Source organism: Micromonospora sp. C97, from assembly GCF_018070385.1.
GTDB lineage: Bacteria > Actinomycetota > Actinomycetes > Mycobacteriales > Micromonosporaceae > Micromonospora > Micromonospora parva.
In genome coordinates this window covers 61,245-78,633 of sequence record NZ_JAGPXU010000006.1, presented here as the reverse complement: position 1 = coordinate 78,633, position 17,389 = coordinate 61,245, and the positions used below count along the sequence as shown (strand labels likewise).

Sequence of the window (17,389 nt, the reverse complement as noted above, 5' to 3'; positions counted from 1 at the left end):
GTCTAGGCTCGACTTTCCACAGCGGCAAGTCGATAGGTCGAAAAGTCGGCGGGCGGGTCACCCAGCACGACGGTGTGACTCAGCGCGCCGAAGAGGTCCCGGGCAGCGGCGGACACGTCCACGGGTCGTGGCGTACGCAGCAGCTCGGGCCGTCGCACCACCCAGTCCAGTCCGCGCCCCGATGCCGTGGTGTGCCGCAGCGCGTCCGCCAGCCCCGCCGGTGAGTCGAAGGCCGACAGCAACTGCGCCGAGCAGTACCGGCGCACGGCCGCCAGCTCCTCCTGCGACGGCGGCTCGGCGATCAGCGCGGCAACCTCCGCACGGACCCCCGCCACCGCCTCGTCGATCCGGTCCCGCGGCACTGCCAGCCGCACGGACGCCCGCCGGTACCCGGCCAGCACGTCGCGACGCGCCACCATGACATCGGCGTGGCCCAGGCGACGACACCGCTCGGCCAGCCGGGCGGAGGTGTGCCCGCCCAGCAGCGCGGTGGTCAGATACCGGGCGGGCTCCGCCGACCCGACCTCGGGCTCACGCCCGGAGAGCGTGAGATGGACGGTGTCGCCGGCCGCCTCCCGCAACAGCAGCAGCTGCGGCCCGGGATCGTCCGGTGCCGGTCGGGCAGCGGGCCCGGCCGGCCAGCTGCCCAGGACGTCGGCGACCGGGGCGAGGAGCACCTCGGCGTCGGCGGCGCCGACGATGACCAGCGTGGCGTGCTGCGGTCGGAACACCCGCCGGTGCAGCGCGCTCGGGTCGACCGGTGCCGGCCCGGTCCGACCGGCCCAGTGCCGGCGCAGCGCCTCGTCCATCCGCTGCTGTGGGGCGACCGGCGCGGGCCGGGCCGGCGGCAGCGGTCGCCACTCCGGCAGCGGCCCGGGAACCAGCACGTCGGCCACCACGCGCAGCAACGCCGGCAACTGCGCGACCGGCGCCCACGCGCTCAGGTCGGCCCACTGGCCGTCCTGCGCCAGCTGCACCTCACCGCCGATGGCGGCGACCCGCCGGGCCGCGTCGGTGTGCGCGCCGAGGACCCGCAGCAGCTCGGCGGCCCGCCGCGGATCACGCCAGCCGTCCGGCCCGAGCGGTAGCCGCAACCGCAGCTCCACCAGCTCGGCCCGGCGATCGGGGATCGCGATGACCCGCAGACCGTTGCCGAGGCTGATCTCCCGCGCCCCGGTCAGCGTCGGCGGGACGGCCGCGCCCAGCTCGGGCAGCTGGCGCGGCCCGCCAGGGCTGGAACCGAGCTGCGCGGCGGTGCGCCGGGCCCGGCCCGGACGCCGGCCCGGCGCCCCGACCGCTGCGAAGTCCGGCCGCCGGATGGGCCGACCCTCCCCGTGCGGGCCGGCGACGAGCAGCGCGCTCGGCGCGGCGGCAAGCGCCGCAGCGGCCCGGGACACCCGCTCAGCCGAGGTGTCCGCGATCAGGCGGGGCAGGTCGTCGACCAGCTCCGCCCGACCGAACAGCAGCTCGAAGCGGCCCAGCGCGCGGCAGCGCTCCTCCAGCCGGGCATGCCGCCGGCGGTGCTGCCCGGCCAGTTCGGCAACCGCCCGTCGCACTTCGGCCCCGGCCCGCGCCGGATCGCCGAGGCCCGACCACTCGGCCGCCAGGTCGGCGACGAAGCCGTCCGGCGTCACGTCGTCCGGCAGCACGGCGGTCACCACGAAGGCATCCGGTGCCAACGCGTCGAGCGGCCCGAAGAAGCCGCAGCCGGCGCTGGCGCGTACGCCGGAGCGCGGCGGCCGCCACCGGGTGGTCATCCAGCCCAGCACCATGCACGCCACGTAGTCCGGCAGCTCGCGCAGCGGATCAGGCAGTCGGTAGCCGAGTGCCAGCGCGGTCCGCGTCGCGTCGGGGACCCGCTGACGGACCTGCCGGTCGGAGTCCGGCGGTGGCTCGGCGATCCACGGCGGCGGGTCCGCCGGCCGGGCGGGCACGCCCGCGAAGTGCCGCTCCACCAGCGGCCAGACCGCCGCCGCCGGGTGCGGGGTCACGATCGTGAGAACCGCGTTCGCGGGTACGTAGTGCGCGTCGAAGAAGGCGGCGCAGTCGTCGACCGTCAACGTCCGCAGCCTGGCCACGTCGCCGTACCCGTCGTGGGCGTTGGCGAACGACCGGAACATCACCTCGGGCAGGCCCGGCCACGGCAGCTTGCCGTACAGCCGACTGTCCCGCATGCTCTCGATCTCGCGGCCCACCTCGACGAGCTGACTGGCCAGCTCGGCGTCGGTGAACCGCGGCGCGCGCATCCGGTCCGCCTCCCGGAACAGCGCCTGTTCCAGCGCCGCGGCCGGCACCACCTGGAAGTAGTCGGTGTAGTCGGCGTGCGTGGTGCCGTTGGCCGTACCGCCGAGCGGGTGCAGGTCGTCGTAGAACCGCCCGTCCGGCAGGCTCTCGCTGCCCCGGAACATCAGGTGCTCGACGAGGTGGGCGATCCCCTCGCTGCCCGGCGACTCGGCCCGGAAGCCGGTGCCGTAGTGGACGCTCACCGCGCACCGGGGGGTCGGCCAGTGGGGCAGGAGCACCACGCGCAGGCCGTTCGGCAGCGTGCGCCGGTGCAGCGGATGAGCGGGCCGTGACCCAACCGGGACAGTCATGGGTTTTCCTCAGGAGGACAGCAGGTGCCGGGCGAACCCGGTGTATTTGTCGAAGACCTTCGGCTCCCAGCCGACGTAGCTGATGTAGTCGTGCACGTGCAGCAGCACCCGGAACGCGACGGTCTCGCGCCACCGGTCGTCGAGTTCGCGGCCGTAACCGTCGAGCAACGCGTTGATCAACAGTTGCCACGCCGGCCGGTCTCCGCCGAGATACCACTGCAACTCGACGAGCTCACCGAGGACCCAGCCGAGGTCGTAGTACCAGGGCGCGGCGCACACGTCCTCGCCGATGAGCGCGTCGGCGGCCGCCGACTCCCCCTCCGCCGGAATGAGCGAGCCCAGACCGGGCGCACCGTGGCACAGGACGCGCTCGTCGGCGGCGGCGATCTGGGCGGTGTGCTCCCGCACCCGGGCCAGGGCCGCGCCGCCGAGCCGGGAGCGCAGCAGGGATTCGGCGTACGCGCCACGCGGGTGCGGTGAGCGCCCGTTGAGCCAGCGGGTGAACCGGACCAGCCCGCGCGGCGCTCCCCCTGCCGCGACACCGGGCGGGAGCGGTTGCGCGTGCAGCTCCCGCAGCGCCTGGCCGAGCCCGTGCAACAGCGACGCCATCGCCGGCTCGGGGCCGTTGCCCAACAGGACGGCGGCCACCGAGGTCGCGCCCCGTACCCGGTAGGTGCGGGCGTCGCCGTCGGGCTCACCCACGACCCAGTGCACCGACGTCGCGCCCGGTCGTGCGGTGCCGAGCCGGCGCGGTGCGGTGCCGGTCGGCACGAACGGCGCGGGCGCCAGCGGCCCGGGGGCGCGCCGCCACCGGTAGCCACCGGCGGGTTCCGGGCGTACCGCGGTGACCAGCAGGCCGGTGCCGAAGTCCCGGCCGGCCGGCGCGGTCACTGTGGCGGTGGTCATCGGGTCGCTCCCCCGGTCAGGACCGGCACGTCCACCTCGGCCAGCTCGCGACGGCGGGCCTCCAGCCTGCGCAGCGCCTCCGGCAGTGGTGGACTCACCCAGCCGTCGTCACGGCCGGTGGTGAGGCTGCGTGCGGGCAGCGGAGGGATCAGGGCCACGTTGCGCCGCTCGGCCAGCGTCGCCCAGTGCCGCTGGAACGCCGGGCTGTCCAGGCCACCGGGCGGCAGCGCCGGTGACAGGCCGACCGGCGCGGAGGTGCACTGCATCGCCAGCAGCGCCGGGCTGTCGGCGAGCCCGAGGGCGAGCCGGGCGACGAAGTGGAACGTCGCCGGGTAGACCAGCATGGCGTCCGCCCACTCGACGTGCTCGACGTGCCGAGCCCGCTCGCAGTCCTCCCAGGTGTCGACGAGCACCTCGTGGTCGGTCCGCAGGCTCAGCGCCTGCCGGGTCACGAACCGCAGGGCGCTGGGGGTGGCGACCACTGCCACCTCCAGCCGGGGGTACGTCTCCCGGAGCCAGTTCAGCCAGGTCGGCACGTTGCTGGCCGCGGCCGAGCCGGTGATCACCAGCAGCAGCCGCCTCAGCTCCAGCTCCGGTGTCTCCAGGAACTCCAGCGGTGGCCCGGCACTCATCGCGCCACGTTCCCGAGGATGGTCTCCAGCTCGCCCAGCGTGGTCTTGGCCCCGTAGGTCACGCAGACCCCGGCCAGGTTGAACGCCACCTCGTCGGCGCCCGCGGCGCTGAACTCCTTGATGCCCTGCGTCAGCTCCTCCTGGTCGCCGTAGAGGAAGGCGCCACCCTCGACGAGGGCCCGACCGCTGGCCCGCGGGTCGTCGGCCATGTCCACGTCGATGCCCGAGCGGCTCAACATGTCGATGTAGTGCGGCAGGCGCATGTGCCCGGAGTTGCTGTTCAGGGCGAGGTCGACCGGGTCGCGGTCGGGCGTGCGCAGCGCCATCGGCACGATCGCGACCACGCGCGGCATCGGCCGCCCGGCCCGCTCCGCACCCCGGCGCAGCGCGGGCACCACGGTGTCGCGCAGGTACGAGGCCGGCGTCAGCCAGGTGATCGCCACGTCCGCGACCTCACCCGCCAACTCCGCCATCCGGGGCCGCAGCACGCCCAGCCCGATCTCGATGGCCGGGCGGGGGAACGTGCCCAGTTCCATGCCGCAGGAGAAGAACTCGCCCTGGTGGTTGACCTTGCCGGTCTCCAACAGGGACCGGACGATCGTCACGTACTCGCGGACCGCGCCGAGCTGGCTGCGGTACGGGGCACCGAGCGTGCCGCGCTGCAACGACGCGCCACCGGGGCCGAAGCCGGCCACCACGCGGTGCCCGGTGGCCACCGCCAGGGTCTGGGCGCGCAGCGCGGCGTCGTACGGGTGCAGGAACGGCATGAGGTTGACCGAGGTACCCATCGGGACCCGGAAACCGCTGGCCGCGGCGTACGAGAAGCTGATGTGGGTGTCGCCGACGTTGCCCTGCCCCTGCCAGAGGCAGGATGCCTCGCTCCACTGGGTGAGCGCGGCGAACGGCAGCAGCTGCTCGGGGCGGCGCGGCGCGAACGGCATCATGATCGAGTAGTGCGTCATGCCAGGGCTCCTGTTCCGACCAGCATCTGGCCACGGACCAGATCGGTGTAGTTCGAGCAGTTGCGCAGAAGCTCGTCGTGCGGCCCCTGACCGACGACCTCGCCCGACTGGAGGATGACCACGTGGTCGGCGTGCTGGATCGTGGAGATCCGATGCGCCACGACCAGCACGGCGCGGGTCGCGGCCAGGTCGTCGACCAGGTCACGGAGCTTCTGCTCGTTGATGCTGTCCAGGTGCGACGACGGTTCGTCGAGGAGCACCAGTGGGGCGTCGGTCAGCATGGCCCGGGCGATGGCGAGCCGCTGACGCTGACCGCCGGAGAGGTCCACGTCGCCGGCCAGGACGGTGTCCAGGCCCTGCGGCTTGCGGCGGATCTCGTCGGCCAGGCCGACGCGGTGCAGCACCGCGTACAGCTCCCCGTCGGAGAACGCCGCGTCGCCACGGCCCAGGGTGAGGTTGCGGCGCACGGTGTCCTGCACCGAGCTGGCCGCCTGGTCCACGTAGGCCACCTGGGCGCGCAGGTCGGCGAGTGGCCAGTTGCGGGTGTCCCGGCCCTGCACCCGGATGCTGCCCGAGGTGACGTCGGCGAAGCGCTGGATCAGCTCCACCGCGGTGCTCTTCCCCGCTCCGGAGAGGCCGACGATGGCGGTCAACCCCCGGGCCGGCACCTCGAAGGAGACGTCCCGCAGCACCGGCGTGCTGCCGTAGCTGAAGTCGACGTGGTCGAACTGCACCGCCGGCACCGGACCGGCCGGAACGGTGACCGGCTGCGCGGTCTCGCCGCCGGACTCCTGGGGCTTCTCGAAGAGGCCGGTGAAGCGTTCCCGGGCGACAGTGCCCATCTTCAGTGCCGTGACACCCGCCGCGATCATCATGAACGGGCCGGTGAGCTGAAGCAGGTAGAGCAGGAACGCCACGAAGTCGGCCAGCGACAGGGTGCCGGCGACCAACCGCGCGCCGCCCCCGGTGATCACCGCGACCAGTGCGATCTGCTGGCCCAGGTTGACCACCGGGGTCATCAGGGCCTCCATCCGGGCGGCGTCGATCTCGCGGCGGGCGACGGTCTCGGCGTGGGTGGCCAGGTCCGCGCTCACCGACTCCTCGGCCCGGTACGCCTTGATCACCTTGACGGCGTCGACGGCCGCGACGAACCGCTGGGCCAGCAGGCCGGTGGACTCCTGCACCGCGACGTAACTGCGCCGCAGTCGCTTGACCACCAGGGTGATCAGGCCGCCGGCGACCGCGAACGCGCCCACCGTCACGGCCAGCAGGAGCCAGTCCAGGAAGCCCATGATCACCAACGTGCCGATGGCGGTGAGACCGGCGATCGGGAGCTGGATCGGGCCGACGTCGATCAGCTTCTTGACCCGCGAGGTGTCAGCGGTGATCCGGGTGACCAGGTTGCCGCTGCCCTCGCGTCGTACGTCGGCGAGCGGCAGACGCAGCGCGTGGCCCATGGTGCGGACCCGCAGCCGGCAGATCATCCGCTGGCCCAGCCGGGAGAGCAGGAAGGTGGCGAGCGTGTTGGCCAGTGCCGCGCCGAGCCCGAAGACGATCAGCCAGACCGTCCAACGGTCGGCGGCGCCGTCGCCCAGCGTGGCGATGAGCCGACCGACCGCCCAGGGCAGCGCCAGGGTGCCGGCGGTGGACGCCAGGGCGAGCAGACCGATCAGCAGCATCGTGCCCGGGTGCCCGGTGGCCAGGTCGCGCAGGATGCGCAGCGGCCGGTCCGCTTGTTGCCGCGCCTCCGGCGGATGGTGTCGCATGGGATTCTCCGTTCGGCAGCTGTGCTAGTGGGCGGTGAACTCGATCAGGGTCCGGACCGCCGTCGCGGGGCCGCGCCAGGAGACCTGGAGGCCGGCCTCGGCGCCGAGCCGCTCGATGTCCTCGACCGTCCGCGTGGGCGCCGGCATCATCGACCGCAGCTGAAGTTCCGAGCCGGGGCCGGAGACCGGCATGGCGATGTCGGCGACCAGCACCCGGCCGGTGGCTCCGGCCGCCTCCCGGCAGCGCTTCAGGATCAGGACCGCCTCGTCGTCGGACCAGTCCGCGAGGATGGCGGAGAGCAGGTACACGTCCTTGCCGGGCGGCAGCGGGTCGAAGAAGCTGCCCTGCACCGCCGTCACCCGGTCCGCGACGTCGCTGCGCGCGAAGCGTCGACCGGCCTCCGCCGACACGTTCCGCAGGTCGAGCAGGGTGCCGTGCAGGTGCGGGTGGGCCCGGGCCAGGGCCATGGTCAGGCTGCCCAGGTGACCGCCGACGTCGATGAAACTGTCGACGCCGCTCCAGTCGTACTCGGAAATGATCTTTCCGGCGTCCCAGCGGAGCACCTGCTTGTCGAGCTCGTCGGCGGCCTCGCCCTGCTCGCGCCACTCGGCGACGAAGGCCGGGTCGGTGTTCACCGCGTCCCAGTAGTCCCGGCCGAACTCGGCGGCGTAGCCCGGCCGGCCGGTACGCACCGTGTGGTCGAGGCGCAGCAGGCTCAGCGTGATGCTGCCGATCATGCCGTCGTTGCGCAGGACCTGACGCACGCTCTGCGGATGGTCCGAGCGCAGCGGGTCGCCCAGCGGGGTCAGTGCGTACTCCCCGTCGGGGCCGCTCTCCAGGATCTTGATCTCGACCAGGTAGCGCAGCAGCGTCCCGGTCACGTCGGGGGCGCTGCCGGCGCGGTGGGCGATCTCGGCAGCGGTGGTGGCGCCGGCCGCGATGTGGTCCGCGATGCCGAGCGTGGCGGCCGCGCGGACGGCGGCCGGGACCAGAAGGTCGGTCATGGTCAACAGTTGCTGGAAGGGCGGGATCTCAGTCATCGCGGTGCACCTCGCTAGGGGTCGGCAGGGTCCGAGCGGCGGGCCGGCGGGATTCCGGCCCGCCGCTCCGGACCTGGTACTCGTTTCAGCAGCCGTCGTCGATGGTCTTCGAGACCACCTGGCCGCTCATCCAGCTGACGCCGGCGCTGACGATGGCGCAGCCGGGAGTCGTGGCGGGAGCGTCCGAGACGGCCGAGAGGTCGATGTCCTCGGCGGTGCTGTAGGTCTCGTAGCCCGCCAGCAGCTCCTCGATGTTGTTCGCCTTCTCCTGCATGTACCTCTCCTCTGTGTGCGTGGTGTTACCTGACGTCCGCCTGAGCGCGGACGGGATCGGGGAAGAGCTGGTCAGCAGGTCGCCTCGTAGGTGGCGGCGGTGAGGAAGCTGACCGCGGCGCTCGCGCAGTACCAGGTGGTCGCCGGGGCGTCCGCGACGGCGGAGACACCCAGGTCGTCGTCCGCCTCGAGGTAGGTCTCGTAGCTGGACACGAGCTCCATGATGTTGTCGCTCTTGGTGATGTCCGTGTTCACTTCTCTCTCCTTCGGGGAAGCACTGAGCTCCAAACTGGGAACGCCCCTGTTGACCCTCCCAGCAAGCGAGCTCAGGTCTTGGCGATGTGTTGTCGGTCGGTTTCAGACGGTGGTGTTGCGGGCCGGGTTGGTCGGGTCGATGCCGGCCTCCCGGAAGCGCGAGACGATCAGCGAGTCGACCCGCTGGAGGTCGTCGGCGGCCTCCACCAGTGCCGCGGCCAGGACGGTGGCGCGGTGCTGGCCGAAGCTCAGCCCCTGCCTGCCGGACCTGCCGTCGACCGGTTCCCAGGCCGTGCCGACGCCGGGGGCGATCCGCTCGACGAACACCGACGTCTCGGGGCCGGTGCCGCGCAGGCCCTGGGCCAGCTCCGCCAGGTCGGCGGCGACGTGCTGCCAGTCGCTGCCCAGGTAGACCACTATCGCGTCGCGTCGGGGATAGAGCTCCCGGGCCGAGAGCACCTTCGCCCGGTACGGCACCTGGCGCTCTTCGAGGAACGTGAGCACCTCGCGCCAGGCCTCGACCGCGTGATCCACGTCGAGGACGTTGAGGTAGACCCGCAGGACGCCCCGGGAGGTGTCCCGTTGCCGGGAACCGTCGACCAGGAAGAAGCCCGGTGACAGCGCGGCCCGCCACGGCGGTACGGCCAACCGCACCGGCTCGCCCGGGGCGTACCCGGTCGTGGTGATCGCTTCGATCGGCGCCCAGATCCGCAGGCCCTCACGTTCGACGAGGATCCGTCCGCGTCCGGCGGCGTCGCGCTGGACGGTGGACCGGACGACCGCCCCGACCTGGATCTGCCGGTGCGGCACGGCCGCGGTGAAGCGTTCCTCGAGTGCGTCCTCCCGCAACCGGGTCGGCACCTTGCCGTCCGGCTGGCCGGAGTGCAGCACGTTGTAGATCGATTCGGCGAGCAACCGGCGAAGCTCGCGGGGGAAGTCGGCGACGACCTCGCGACCACCGATCACGGCAGTGGTCCGGTCCGGGGAGACCCGGATCTGACGGACCGCGTCCCGGATCGCGGGGGCCAGTTCCCCGGCCAGTGGTTGGGCTTGCAACGTCATCGGGCACCTCCAAAGCCGAGGGTGGTGGCGAACTTCTCGGGGTTGACCAGCGCGGCGCGGCCGACGCCGGCGGCGGCGCGCTGGATGGCGGACAGCCGCGACGAGGACAGGGCGCCAGCGACCAGCCGGTCCAGCAGGTGCCAGCCGGCGAAGGCGGTCGCGCGGACCGCGAGGCCCGCATCGATGTCCGGCCGGACGTCGGTGTACGCCCGCCAGAACTCGTGCACCAGCGGCAGCAGTCGGCGCATCTTCTCGACACCGCGTTGCAGGACCAGCTCGTGGGTGAACTCGGTGTCGACGAACGCCTCGTCGCCCCGATTGGTGACCAGGTCGAGCACCGACCGGTAGACCCACTCCCCGGCGAACGCGCCGACGTCACGGGCCGGGTCGGCCAGTCGGAACTCCTCCCAGTCGGTGAGGAACAACCCGTCCTCGGCGACCAGGAACTGGTCCACCCGCAGGTCGCAGTGCGAGGGGACGCGGGGAGCGTCCCGTTCGGCGTCGCGCAGGCGCTGCACCGCGGCGATCAGCTCGGGGTCGTTCTGCAACAGCCGCCAGGCCTCGATCTCGCCGGCACTCGACTTGAGGAACACCGAGAGCGGCAGGCCCTGCAGGAACGTGACCGGCGGGAACCCGGGCGGCGACTCGTCGAGGCGCAGGCCCTCCGGTGGCGGGGTCGCGTGCAGGTGGCCGATCGCCCGGCCGACCTGCTGCGCGTGGGCCAGGCTGAAGGTCTCGTCGACCATCAGCGCGGCACCGTTCACCGCGTCGTTGATTCGTTCGAAAACGACGATCCGGTGGTCGGGGTGGCTGCCGATGAACTGCGGCCAGTGCACATTCTCGAAATTGGCCTTCGCGGCGTAGGCTTCGAAGTCGAGCAGCCTGCGCATTCTGTTCTTGGTGTCTTCGACCTGTCCGGTGAGGCGCTTGACGAAAACGTCCCGACCGCTTTCGGTGACTCCCGACCAGGCGTCGTTACGGCCGATTGGAGCAGAGACAGTGTCCCGTACGAACGGGCCGACACCCAGCTCCACCAGCACTTCGTCAACCTCGGGGACCGAGTCCAAGTCGATCGGCATCACGTGTTTCGTGACCACCGTCGCCACCTCCAACAATTCTCGGACGGGCACGCCAAGGCGCAGCCAACGTTCAGTTGAATATTCCGGCGAGGGTGCCGGACCCGGTCTTCCGCCTGCCTTTGCGACTGTCTTTCTGTCGTACCGGCGAGCGGCGTGGTTGAAGATAATCACGACCGGGTAGGACCCGGCAAGGCATCGATGTCGGGCCGTATTAAATTCGTTTCTACGGGCCGCGGCATTTTGTCCGATGTACCGGTTGGCCGAACCCGACAGGACGGCCGGTCAGCCGGCGAAACCCCAGGTCAGCGCGGATCGACGGGGGTTAAACCCCGGAATTTCCCGGGTTCCAACTTTCGCAACTGGGCGATCCGCTGGCCCAGCGACGGCGAGGCCGCCGCAACGGCCCGCTCGGATGCGCCAAAGTGGCTGGTCAGGGCCCGTCCAGCGGTCCGCGCGACAGCACCGGGCGACCGGTCGTCGGGTCTGCCACGTACCCCGAAACACTGCTGTAGACATTTATGATCTTCTGATGCAGACGACTGTGGATCGAACGGGACTCGGCAGACTCATCTCCGCGGCCGGGGGCAGCGCCGACGGCATCACGGCGGTGATCGACGACCTCGGGGCGGACGCCGTCGCCGCCACCGTGGTCCGCGAGCTGCTGCACCGGGCGGACGTGCCGGCGGGCCCCGACGTCGCCGTCCAGGTGGGACTGCGGCACGGCGACGCGACGATCCGGTACGGGCTCCAGGTCGGGTCGGCGGGGATCGCACACCTCCCCGAGCCCGTCGGGACGCCCGACGCGTCGCTGACCCAGGACCTCACCGAGGTGGTCCGCAGCCTGTTCGGGCCGCGCGGCGCGCAGTCCAGCGCGAGCCGGGTGGTCCACTGGGGGCACCTGGAGGATCCGTCGGCGTTCGACCGCCCACTGCCCGCCTACGACGTGGTCCGCCGACTCGTGGACGCGCTGGACCGGCCGTACGACATCGGCCTGGTCGAACTCTGCGTCCGCTACGGCTCCGACAAGTGGGGCCACCACACCTACCCCCGCCGGTACGAGCAGCACTTCGGCCCGCTGCGCGACCAGCCACTGACCATCCTGGAGATCGGGGTGGGCGGGTTCGGTGACCAGCACCGCGGCGGGGCGTCACTGGAGGTCTGGCGGCGCTACTTTCCCCGGGCGCTCGTCTACGGGCTCGACATCGTCGACAAGTCGCACCTCACCGACCAGCGGGTCACAGTGCTGCAGGGCGACCAGTCGTCCCCCGCCGACCTGGCCCGGGTGGTGGAGGTGATGGGCCGGCCGGACATCGTCATCGACGACGGCAGCCACGTCAGCGCCCACCTGCTCGCCTCGTTCGCCTCCCTCTTCCCCGTCCTGCGCCACGGCGGCCTGTACGTCATGGAGGACCTGCAGACGTCGTACTGGCCGACCTTCGGCGGTCGGGCCGGGACCTACGACGACCCGGCGACGAGCCTCGGGTTCCTCAAGACGCTCGTCGACGGCCTGCACCACGAGGAGATCGTCGGACGGACCCCTGCCTTCACCGACCCGGACATCGGGGGCGTGCACTTCTACCACAACCTGGCGTTCGTCGAGAAGGAGCGCAATCTGGACGGCGGAGCGCCGTCCTGGATTCCCCGGGGAGTGCGGCAGCGCGCCGGCGTGCCGGACTGACAGCGGCGCGCGAACGTCTCAACCAGCGTCGCGTACCTCCCGCTCGCCGTTCGCCCGGGACAACCGGCCCGGCCACCAGATCTTCGGCCCGATGTCGTACGCGAGCGCGGGCACCAGCAGCGAGCGGACGACAATGGTGTCGATCAGCACCCCGATCGCGACAGCGGTACCCAGCTCGACGAGCACCACAAGCGGCAGGACGGCGAGGGCGGAGAACGTCGCGGCGAGCACGATGCCGGCGGAGGTGATCACGCCGCCGGTGACGGCGAGACCGGAGAGCACCCCGGCGCGGGTGCCGCGCTTCACCGACTCCTCGCGGACCCGGCTCATCAGGAAGATGTTGTAGTCGATGCCGAGCGCGACCAGGAAGACGAACGCGAACAGCGGGAACGACGAGTCCACGCCGGGGAAGTCGAAGACGTGGCGGAACAGCAGCGCGCAGAGACCGAGGGTCGCCGCGAAGCTGAGCAGCACGGTGGCGATCAGCAGCACCGGAGCGAGCAGCGCGCGCAGCAGCAGGGCCAGGATGACCGCGATGACCACCAGCACCACCGGGATGATGACGTTCTGGTCGCGCTTCGCGGCGTCCGAGGTGTCCACGTTGATCGCGGTGAAGCCGCCGACCACCGCGTCCGCGCCGGGCACCTGGTGTACGGCGACCCGCAGCTCGCGGATGGTCCGTTCGGCGCCGTCGCTGTCGGGTGGGTCGGCCAGCGTGGCTTCCAACTGCACCCGCCCGTCGACGACCTTCGGGGCGGCGTTCGCCTCGGGTGGGCCGGTCTGCGGCCCGGTGGTGAGGGGGCGGACGTCGGCGACGCCGGGGACGTCCTTCGCGACCTGGGCGACCTGCCGGGCGGTCTGCTCGGTGGTGAAGATGGTGGCCGGGCTGCCGGTGCCGGCCGGGTAGTGCCGGGAGATCACTTCCTGGCCGTCCACCGAGTCGGTGCGCTGGGTGAAGAGGTCGGACTGGCCGAGGGTGGTGGCGCCGAGCTGGGTGAGGCCGAGCGTCAGCACTGCCAGCACCACGGCGGTGCTCAGCCAGATCGGCCGGGCGTGCCGGGCGACGAAGCCGGCGATGCGGCTCCAGATGCCGTGTTCGGCCCGTGGGTCGGCCTGGTCGGCTTCGGGCCGTCGGGGCCAGAACGCCCACCGCCCGCCGAGCACCAGCAGCGCGGGCAGGAAGGTGAGCATCACCAGCAGGGTGGCGCCGATGCCGATGGCGGCGACCGGGCCGAGCGCCCGGTTGGAGTTGAGGCTGGACAGCAGCAGGCAGAGCAGGCTGACGATGACGGTGCCGCCGGAGGCGATGATGGCCGGCGCGGCACCCTTCCAGGCGGCGCGCATGGCGTCCCAGGGCCGGTCGTGCTGGTGCAGCTCCTCCCGGTAGCGGGCGATCAGCAGCAGCGCGTAGTCGGTGCCGGCGCCGAAGACCAGCACGGTGAGGATGCCCTGGGCCTGCCCGTTGAGCTTGAGCACGTCCGCGTCGGCGAGCAGGTAGACGAAGACCGAGGCGAGGGCGTACGACATGCCGGCGGCGAGCAGCGGGAAAATCCAGAGGACCGGGCTGCGGTAGACGACCAGCAGGATGATCAGCACCACGACCAGGGTGACCAGCAGCAGTGGGCCGTCGATCGCCGAGAAGACCTCGATCAGGTCGGCGAGCAGGCCGGCCGGGCCGGAGACGTCGACGGTGAGGCCGTCCCGGTCGCCGCCGGTGATGTCGCGCAGTTGCTCGACGACCGCGCCGATCTCCTCGCCCTCGGCGTCGTCCACCGGCACGACGACCTGCAGTGCCTGGCCGTCCTCGCTCGGGATGGGCGGGGGCAGCGGGGTGACCACGCCGGGGATCTGGGCGAACCGGGCGATGTCGGCGCTGACCCGTTGCCGGTCCGCGTCGGTGATCCCGGAGCGCCGCTCGTAGACGACCAGCGCCGGGGTGGTCTGCCGGTCGACGAACTCGCCGGCGAGATCCTGGGCACGGGTCGCCTCGGCGTCGGTGGGCAGGAAGGCCGCGTTGTCGTTGGTGGCCACCTCGCTCAGACGTCCTGCGTACGGGCCGGACACGCCGCCGATCACCAACCAGGCCAGCACGACCGCCACCGCGATCAGCGTGGCCCTGCCGCCTCGTCCGGACATCCGCACTCACCTCAAGGATCGACGCATCAATCGACGCAGCGGGAGCCTCAGTCGACATCGACCATCCTGCCGGGCAGGCAGGTCCAGGGTGGGTGAAACAGGGTCACACACACGAAAACGCCCGTCGGCATCAGGCCGACGGGCGTTGGGTGGAGAAGCTCCCCCGATTGGACTCGAACCAATAACCTGCCGGTTAACAGCCGGCTGCTCTGCCAATTGAGCTACAGGGGATCGTGCACCGCCCGGAATCGGATCTCGCCGACGCCGTGCGACGGGACAAGAGTACAGGACTTTCCCCCGTGGCGGTCCAGTGGGTTACACCCGGACACCTGATGATCGACATCCGCAGGTCAGGTGCCACGACACATCGACATACAGGGTAAATCGCCATCCCGGCCCAGACATGCTTGAGCGGAGAGCAGGATGGGTAGTTAGCTGCGGACAGAGGACGCAGGCGCGAACAGGTCGCCTTCCGACGGGGCAACTCACCGGGAGGATGACGGCGCGTCAGGTACGGAAGGAGCCGCCATGCGCGGAAAGATCATGTTTCTTGGCGGGCTGGCTGCGGGATTCGTCCTGGGCGCCCGTGCCGGCCGGGAAAAGTACGAAGAGCTCGTGGTTCGGGGCCGCAAGGTGCTCGACCACCCGACCGTCCAGGAGGCGGCCGGGGTCGCGCAGGCCCAGGCCAACAAGCTCTACAGCGAGGGCAAGGACAAGCTCGGCCAGACCAAACTGGCCGAGAAGCTGGGCACCGGCAACGGCAGCACCGGCAAGCAGGAGCTGACCGCCGCCGACGACGCGTTCGCCGGCACGCCCGCCACCGTGGGCGCCAAGGCGGGCACCAGCACGGTCGGCACGACCTCCGGGTCGCCGTCGTCCACGAACCCCCGCACCAAGCCGTCCGGCTCGGGCACGAACGCCAGCACGCTCTGACCACACGCACGTACACGGGCCGGTCGCCGCAGGGCGACCGGCCCGTGGTCGGTCCGGGGTGCGATCAGTCCTTGCTGCTGAACGCCGCGTCGAAGGCGGCGCTCGGTGCGTCGAAGGCGAGCCGGCGGACGAACTGCAACGCCTCCGGGGCGCCGACCAGCCGGTCCATCCCCGCGTCTTCCCACTCGACCGAGATCGGGCCGGTGTAGCCGATCGCGTTCAACGCGCGGAAGCAGTCCTCCCAGGGCACGTCGCCGTGGCCGGTGGAGACGAAGTCCCACCCGCGGCGCAGGTCCGCCCAGGGCAGGTGCGAGGCGAGCCGGCCACGCCGGCCGTCCCCGGTACGCACCTTCGCGTCCTTGCAGTCCACGTGGTAGATGCGGTCGGCGAAGTCGAAGATGAAGTTCACCGGGTCCAGCTCCTGCCACACGAAGTGCGACGGGTCCCAGTTCAGCCCGAACGCGGGCCGGTTGCCGATCGCCTCCAGCGTCCGCTTCGTCGTCCAGTAGTCGTACGCGATCTCGCTGGGGTGCACCTCGTGGGCGAACCGCACCCCCACCTCGTCGAACACGTCGAGGATGGGGTTCCACCGGTCGGCGAAGTCCTGGTAGCCGCGCTCGATCATCGCCGGCGGCACCGGCGGGAACATCGCCAGGGTGTGCCAGATCGACGAACCGGTGAAGCCGACAACGGTCTTCACCCCGAGCTTCGCCGCCGCCCGCGCGGTGTCCTTGATCTCCTCGGCGGCCCGCTGGCGAACCCCCTCGGGCTCTCCGTCGCCCCAGATGCGGCCGGGCAGGATGTCCTGGTGCCGCTCGTCGATCGGGTGGTCGCAGACCGCCTGGCCGACGAGGTGGTTGGAGATCGTGAAGACCTGGAGGTTGTACTTCGCGAGGGTCTCCTTCTTCCGCTCGACGTACGAGTCGTCGGCGAGCGCCTTGTCGACCTCGAAGTGGTCGCCCCAGCAGGCGATCTCCAGACCGTCGTAGCCCCACTCGGAGGCGAGCCGGCAGACCTCCTCGAACGGAAGATCGGCCCACTGGCCGGTGAAGAGCGTGATGGGTCGCGCCATTGTCCTTCTCCCCTGTTGTGATGGGGATTCCCTGTGCGGACCGGGGCGAGGGGTGACCGGACGTACGCGGCGTTCGCGCGGTCACCGGTGGGTGCGGAACACACCTGGGCCCGGCGGGTTGCGCCTCCCACCGGGTCACCGGCCACCAGCACGGTCGCCGCCCTCAGCCTATTTCCGAGGTGCCCGATCGGGGAAGCCCTGGAGTCGACAGTTCATCCGATCATTTCCTCGGGGGCGGGCAGGACCGCCCGTACGGTGAAGCCCCCTCCGGCGCGCGGGCCGGCGGAGAAGGTGCCGCCGAGCCGCTCGGCGCGCCTGCGTACCCCGAGCAGACCTCGCCCGGCGACCTGGCTGCCGCCGCCTGCCGGGGCGGGCCCGGCGCCCTCGTCGCGGATCTCGATGGTGATGCCCGCGGCGTCGTAGCGCAGGCGGACCCCGACCGGAGCGCCCGGCGCGTGCCGGCAGGCGTTGGTCAGCGCTTCCTCGATGATCCGGTACGCCACCACGTCGACCGGGCCGGGCAGCGGCCGGGGTTGCCCGGCCATGCTCCACCGCACCGGTTGGCCGGCGGTGAAGCCCTCCACCAAGGCGTCGAGACGGTTCAGGCTGGGCGTCGGCTCGGACGGGTCGTCGGGCTCCTCCGCCCGGCCCAGCGCACCGAGCAGCTGATGGCCTCGCGCCAGCACCGTCCCACGCCACTGCGCGAACAACCCCATGCTGGTCAAGGTACGGCAGCCAGCTGTGAAGCGGTCGGCGGCGTCCACGCAATGTGCCGCATCCGAATGCCCCGGCAGCGGTGCGGGGATCAGCCCACACCGAGGCTCCGACTCCCCCGCAACCCCGCGCCCACGGCGGCCGGGCGAAGCGGTGATGGCGGGCCGGCGGGCGAAGCAGTGATGCCTCTGAGTCATCAGGATGACTCAGAGGCATCACGCTCGTTGGCGACACCGCTCGTCGCGCTTGTGCCGAGGCGGAGGGGCCGACGACGCGGGTCGCAGCC

General features: G+C 71.7%; 15 protein-coding genes and 1 tRNA gene. 2 read left to right on the top strand and 14 right to left on the bottom strand.

Annotated features, from left to right (window positions below; genetic code table 11):
• Positions 1-2: 2 nt before the first annotated feature.
• The 10 genes from KBX26_RS11445 to lxmK all read right to left on the bottom strand — a co-directional run bounded on the left by KBX26_RS11445 (position 3) and on the right by lxmK (position 10,570).
• Complete coding sequence (locus tag KBX26_RS11445) at positions 3-2,594, bottom strand: pitrilysin family protein (RefSeq protein WP_210865398.1); 2,592 nt, start codon at positions 2,592-2,594, stop codon at positions 3-5.
• A gap of 9 nt (positions 2,595-2,603) precedes the next feature.
• Entirely contained in the window at positions 2,604-3,500 is an 897-nt protein-coding gene (locus KBX26_RS11440; RefSeq protein WP_210865397.1) for a hypothetical protein, read from the bottom strand.
• Positions 3,497-4,132, bottom strand: a complete 636-nt coding sequence (locus tag KBX26_RS11435) for a flavoprotein (protein WP_051708268.1) — start codon at positions 4,130-4,132, stop codon at positions 3,497-3,499. Before KBX26_RS11435 ends, KBX26_RS11440 begins: the two co-directional genes overlap by 4 nt.
• Positions 4,129-5,094, bottom strand: a complete 966-nt coding sequence (locus tag KBX26_RS11430; protein WP_030330385.1) for an LLM class flavin-dependent oxidoreductase — start codon at positions 5,092-5,094, stop codon at positions 4,129-4,131. The genes KBX26_RS11435 and KBX26_RS11430 overlap by 4 nt, the downstream gene beginning before the upstream one ends.
• Positions 5,091-6,860: an ABC transporter ATP-binding protein gene (locus KBX26_RS11425; RefSeq protein WP_030330386.1), complete on the bottom strand. Its 1,770-nt coding sequence runs from the start codon at positions 6,858-6,860 to the stop codon at positions 5,091-5,093. The genes KBX26_RS11430 and KBX26_RS11425 overlap by 4 nt, the downstream gene beginning before the upstream one ends.
• 24 nt (positions 6,861-6,884) lie before the next feature.
• Entirely contained in the window at positions 6,885-7,901 is a 1,017-nt protein-coding gene (locus KBX26_RS11420; protein ID WP_081883762.1) for a methyltransferase, read from the bottom strand.
• 85 nt (positions 7,902-7,986) lie between these two features.
• Positions 7,987-8,175, bottom strand: a complete 189-nt coding sequence (locus tag KBX26_RS11415; protein ID WP_030330388.1) for an LxmA leader domain family RiPP — start codon at positions 8,173-8,175, stop codon at positions 7,987-7,989.
• 71 nt (positions 8,176-8,246) lie between these two features.
• Entirely contained in the window at positions 8,247-8,429 is a 183-nt protein-coding gene (locus tag KBX26_RS11410; protein ID WP_030330389.1) for a hypothetical protein, read from the bottom strand.
• Between the two features lie 102 nt (positions 8,430-8,531).
• Positions 8,532-9,491 carry a T3SS effector HopA1 family protein gene (locus KBX26_RS11405; protein ID WP_210865396.1) on the bottom strand — a complete coding sequence of 320 codons (960 nt, stop codon included), beginning with the start codon at positions 9,489-9,491 and terminating at the stop codon, positions 8,532-8,534.
• The gene (gene lxmK, locus KBX26_RS11400) at positions 9,488-10,570 is read right to left on the bottom strand and encodes a class V lanthionine synthetase subunit LxmK (protein WP_030330391.1); all 1,083 of its coding nucleotides are present in this window, start codon (positions 10,568-10,570) and stop codon (positions 9,488-9,490) included. Before lxmK ends, KBX26_RS11405 begins: the two co-directional genes overlap by 4 nt.
• A gap of 529 nt (positions 10,571-11,099) precedes the next feature.
• On the opposite strand from lxmK, the gene KBX26_RS11395 reads away from it, so the two are divergent.
• Entirely contained in the window at positions 11,100-12,248 is a 1,149-nt protein-coding gene (locus tag KBX26_RS11395; RefSeq protein ID WP_210865395.1) for a class I SAM-dependent methyltransferase, read from the top strand.
• A gap of 18 nt (positions 12,249-12,266) precedes the next feature.
• Here KBX26_RS11395 and KBX26_RS11390 read toward each other — a convergent pair whose 3' ends face one another.
• Together KBX26_RS11390 and KBX26_RS11385 are read right to left on the bottom strand one after the other, a co-directional pair.
• Complete coding sequence (locus KBX26_RS11390; RefSeq protein WP_210865394.1) at positions 12,267-14,384, bottom strand: MMPL family transporter; 2,118 nt, start codon at positions 14,382-14,384, stop codon at positions 12,267-12,269.
• A 158-nt stretch (positions 14,385-14,542) separates the two neighbouring features.
• A tRNA-Asn gene (locus KBX26_RS11385) sits at positions 14,543-14,615 on the bottom strand.
• A gap of 297 nt (positions 14,616-14,912) precedes the next feature.
• Between KBX26_RS11385 and KBX26_RS11380 the strand changes: the two genes are divergently transcribed.
• Positions 14,913-15,317 (top strand): hypothetical protein, encoded by a 405-nt coding sequence (locus tag KBX26_RS11380; RefSeq protein ID WP_030330394.1) that lies wholly within the window; start codon positions 14,913-14,915, stop codon positions 15,315-15,317.
• Positions 15,318-15,381: 64 nt separating this feature from the next.
• On the opposite strand, the gene KBX26_RS11375 is transcribed toward KBX26_RS11380, so the two are convergent.
• Both KBX26_RS11375 and KBX26_RS11370 read right to left on the bottom strand, forming a co-directional pair.
• Positions 15,382-16,389 carry a sugar phosphate isomerase/epimerase gene (locus KBX26_RS11375; protein WP_210865393.1) on the bottom strand — a complete coding sequence of 336 codons (1,008 nt, stop codon included), beginning with the start codon at positions 16,387-16,389 and terminating at the stop codon, positions 15,382-15,384.
• Positions 16,390-16,601: 212 nt separating this feature from the next.
• Complete coding sequence (locus KBX26_RS11370) at positions 16,602-17,105, bottom strand: sensor histidine kinase (protein WP_210865392.1); 504 nt, start codon at positions 17,103-17,105, stop codon at positions 16,602-16,604.
• Between the last annotated feature and the right edge of the window lie 284 nt (positions 17,106-17,389).

Coding starts and splice junctions, on each gene's coding strand:
- KBX26_RS11445 (WP_210865398.1), bottom strand. CDS start 2,594: ATGACTGTCCCGGTTGGGTCACGGCCCGCTCATCCGCTGCACCGGCGC.
- KBX26_RS11440 (WP_210865397.1), bottom strand. CDS start 3,500: ATGACCACCGCCACAGTGACCGCGCCGGCCGGCCGGGACTTCGGCACC.
- KBX26_RS11435 (WP_051708268.1), bottom strand. CDS start 4,132: ATGAGTGCCGGGCCACCGCTGGAGTTCCTGGAGACACCGGAGCTGGAG.
- KBX26_RS11430 (WP_030330385.1), bottom strand. CDS start 5,094: ATGACGCACTACTCGATCATGATGCCGTTCGCGCCGCGCCGCCCCGAG.
- KBX26_RS11425 (WP_030330386.1), bottom strand. CDS start 6,860: ATGCGACACCATCCGCCGGAGGCGCGGCAACAAGCGGACCGGCCGCTG.
- KBX26_RS11420 (WP_081883762.1), bottom strand. CDS start 7,901: ATGACTGAGATCCCGCCCTTCCAGCAACTGTTGACCATGACCGACCTT.
- KBX26_RS11415 (WP_030330388.1), bottom strand. CDS start 8,175: ATGCAGGAGAAGGCGAACAACATCGAGGAGCTGCTGGCGGGCTACGAG.
- KBX26_RS11405 (WP_210865396.1), bottom strand. CDS start 9,491: ATGACGTTGCAAGCCCAACCACTGGCCGGGGAACTGGCCCCCGCGATC.
- lxmK (WP_030330391.1), bottom strand. CDS start 10,570: ATGCCGATCGACTTGGACTCGGTCCCCGAGGTTGACGAAGTGCTGGTG.
- KBX26_RS11395 (WP_210865395.1), top strand. CDS start 11,100: ATGCAGACGACTGTGGATCGAACGGGACTCGGCAGACTCATCTCCGCG.
- KBX26_RS11390 (WP_210865394.1), bottom strand. CDS start 14,384: ATGTCCGGACGAGGCGGCAGGGCCACGCTGATCGCGGTGGCGGTCGTG.
- KBX26_RS11380 (WP_030330394.1), top strand. CDS start 14,913: ATGCGCGGAAAGATCATGTTTCTTGGCGGGCTGGCTGCGGGATTCGTC.
- KBX26_RS11375 (WP_210865393.1), bottom strand. CDS start 16,389: ATGGCGCGACCCATCACGCTCTTCACCGGCCAGTGGGCCGATCTTCCG.
- KBX26_RS11370 (WP_210865392.1), bottom strand. CDS start 17,105: ATGGGGTTGTTCGCGCAGTGGCGTGGGACGGTGCTGGCGCGAGGCCAT.